2 protein-coding genes and 2 pseudogenes are annotated in these 3179 nt (G+C 58.0%); all 4 read left to right on the top strand.

Annotation, left to right across the window (positions count from 1 at the left end; genetic code table 11):
• Positions 1 to 846, top strand: a pseudogene (locus A3730_RS32045) (topoisomerase DNA-binding C4 zinc finger domain-containing protein); the annotation flags it as partial.
• 73 nt (positions 847 to 919) lie between these two features.
• Positions 920 to 1450, top strand: a complete 531-nt coding sequence (locus tag A3730_RS21670; RefSeq protein WP_063521427.1) for a hypothetical protein — start codon at positions 920 to 922, stop codon at positions 1448 to 1450.
• Between the two features lie 287 nt (positions 1451 to 1737).
• Entirely contained in the window at positions 1738 to 2529 is a 792-nt protein-coding gene (locus A3730_RS21665) for an outer membrane lipoprotein-sorting protein (RefSeq protein WP_063521196.1), read from the top strand.
• A 17-nt stretch (positions 2530 to 2546) separates the two neighbouring features.
• Positions 2547 to 3179: pseudogene (locus tag A3730_RS21660) on the top strand (hypothetical protein); the annotation flags it as partial.

The raw sequence follows: 3179 nt of genomic DNA, 5'->3' as shown, positions 1-3179 counted from the left end.
CTGGGCTGTTCCGGCTACGGGCTACCGCCGAAAGAGCGCTGCACCGCCACCATGAATCTGCTGCCCGGTGAAGAAGCCGAAGCGGTAAAAGCGGATGACGATGACGAAGCGGAAACCAACGAACTGCGCAGCAAAAAACGGTGCCAGAAGTGTGGCACCGCCATGGAAAATTACCTGATCGACGAAAAGCGCAAGCTGCATATCTGTGGTAACAACCCGGATTGTGATGGTTATGTGGTCGAGAAGGGCGAATTCCGTATCAAGGGTTACGATGGCCCGGTACTGGAATGTGAGAAGTGCGCTAATGAGATGCAGCTGCGCACCGGCCGGTTTGGCAAGTTCTTCAAGTGCACCAATGACGAGTGCGGCAACACCCGCAAGCTGCTCAAGAGTGGCGAACCGGCTCCGCCGCGGGCTGACCCGATTCCCATGCCGCACTTGCAATGCCAGAAAGTGGATGATCATTACTTACTGCGCGATGGAGCCTCCGGCCTGTTCCTGGCCGCCAGCAAGTTCCCGAAAAACCGGGAAACGCGCCCGCCGCTGATCGAAGAAATTCAGAGCGTGGCCAAGCAGCTGGACCCGAAACACGCTTATCTGGCCGAGGCCCCTGCTGAGGATCCTGACGGCAACAAAGGGGTGCTGCGCTACAGCCGCAAGGCCAAAGAGCAGTATGTGATGAGCGAAATTGACGGCAAGGCCACTGGCTGGATGGCCTTCTACCGCGATGGCAAATGGGTCGAAGAGCAGACCAAGAAAAAAGCCCCCGCGAAGAAGAAGGCGGCCGCCAAGAAAAAAGCAGCGAAAAAGAAAGCTCCGGCCAAAAAAGCCGCCGCCAAGAAGTAATCCAGCAAGCATCACGCTTCACGCATGCAGGCGATAGCCTGCGTGTCGCGTGGTGCGTGCAGCGGAGTGATTTATGTCCAGAATGGTTCGAGACAATACTGTTAGCGGTTTACGCGAGCGGATCTACTTTGCCAACGCCCTGTTACGCCAACTGACCCACGAGCAGGTCGAGGCCGCGCCCACCGTGCGCCTGGCGTTACGCGGTGCGGTGGTGTTTCATCTGTATTCGGTGCTGGTGGGGCTGGCGCGACAATCCGGCAAGACCTTTCAGGTAGACGGTGCGGACACCTTGTTCAGCCTGGCGGCGCTGGAGCAGGCCTTTCGGGATGCGGGGGTTGAAGCCCCGGAGATCGCTATTCTGGCCCGCGCCCGTGCCGATCGGGGGGATTTAATCGCCTGGCTGGACGGGGAAATGCAGACCGCACTGGGCGCAGCAGGCCTGGCTCGCCGTCCGGCGCCGCCCAGCGAAGAGAATGCTCTCAACCTGATGGCCGAGGACCGTTACGCGCCTTTGGCCGAAGGGGATCTCCAGCGCCTTGCCGACAGTGTGACCCGGGTGGGAGAGCTGGTGGAGCATTGCATGGGCTATCTGGAAGAGTGGTGAAGGTCAAAGGTCAGGTGACAGTTGATAATGGACAGTTGGCAGTGCGCGACTGAACACTTTCATTCGCTCCAACGTAAGAGGCCGCGCCCGGAAAACGGGTGCGGCCTCTTATGTTGGAAACCAGAAGCATCGTAGGGGCGCGTAGCTGTCAACTGTCGACTATCCACTTCCAACTATTTTTTGGCCTCTTTGGGCATCGCCGTTTTTGTCTGGATCGCTATCATGGTAAACATGCTGTTGCCCGCTTTGCCGGTGCAGCCCCAGACATGTATACCGCGAGGAGCTCCATGAACGTCCGTTTACTGCCCGCCGCTTTGCTAATGGCCCTGGCCGCGCCCGTCGTATTGGCCCAGACCCCGGAAGAGAAAGGCCTGGAGATCGCCCGGGAGGCGGATAGCCGTGGCGAGGGCTTTGGGGACTTTCAGGCCGACATGAAGATGGTTCTGATCAGCAAGAGTGGCCAGACCTCGGAGCGCGAGCTGCGCGTCAAGACGCTGGAAGGAACCGGTGAGGAAGAGGGCGACAAGAGCCTGACCATCTTCGATACCCCCCGTGACGTGCGCGGCACCGCCATGCTTACGTTCAGCTACAAGACCCGTGACGACGACCAATGGCTGTACCTGCCCGCGCTGCGCCGGGTGAAAACCATTGCCTCACGGAACAAATCCGGCCCTTTCATGGGCAGTGAATTCAGTTTTGAAGACATGCGCGGGCAGGAGGTGGAAAAGTACACCTACAAGTACCTGCGCGATGAACCCTGCGGCGAACTGACCTGTTTCGTGGTCGAGCGTTACCCGCAAGATGAGGATTCGGGCTACACCCGCCAGGTTTCCTGGATTGACCAACAGGAATACCGGACCTGGAAAGTGGACTATTACGATCGCAAGAAAAGCCTGCTCAAGACGCTCACCGCCAGTGATTTTTCACAGTACCAGGACAAGTACTGGCAGCCCGGCAAGATGTCCATGGTCAATCACCAGACAGGGAAATCCACGGATCTGTTCTGGAGCAACTACCGCTATGACACGGGGCTGAGTGAGTCAGACTTCAACAAGAACAGCCTGAAACGCGCCCGTTGATTTCTTCCGCCAAAAACATGAAGAACTGGCTGGTTACGGCATCGCTGCTGGCAGTGCCACTCATCTCCTCTGCGTGGGAATTTCGCGGTGAAGTGGCGCTGGAAGGGCGTTATTTTACTCAGGACTCTCCCTATGCCCGGGCGGATTATTCCACGAACGCTTCCGGCTACATCAAGCCGGAAATACTCCATGAGTGGAACAATCGTGATGACCTGTTCACCTTTATCCCCTATGCCCGGGTGGACGAACACGATACAGAGCGAACCCACTGGGATATTCGCGAGCTGTCCTGGATTCATGTGGGTGATGGCTGGGAATCCCGGGTGGGCATTCGCAAGGTGTTCTGGGGCGTTACCGAAGGGCGCCACCTGGTGGATATCATCAACCAGACCGATCAGGTGGATCAGGTGGATGGTGAGGAAAAACTCGGCCAGCCCATGATTAACCTGTCCACGGTACGGGACTGGGGGATCGTTGATGTGTTCGTTCTGCCGGGTTTCCGTGAGCGTACCTACGCGGGTGAAGAGGGGCGTCCGCGTACACCTTTGCCGGTGTCCGATAACGCGCAGTACGAATCCTCGAAAGAAAACCAGCGTGTGGATTTTGCCATCCGCTACCAGCAGTACTTCGACAACGGGCTGGAGCTGGCC

This window comes from Alcanivorax sp. HI0044 (assembly GCF_001634945.1).
The sequence above is the reverse complement of the archived record's forward strand: the minus strand, read 5'-3'. Positions and strand labels throughout refer to the sequence as shown.

Coding starts and splice junctions, on each gene's coding strand:
- A3730_RS21670 (WP_063521427.1), top strand. CDS start 920: ATGTCCAGAATGGTTCGAGACAATACTGTTAGCGGTTTACGCGAGCGG.
- A3730_RS21665 (WP_063521196.1), top strand. CDS start 1,738: ATGAACGTCCGTTTACTGCCCGCCGCTTTGCTAATGGCCCTGGCCGCG.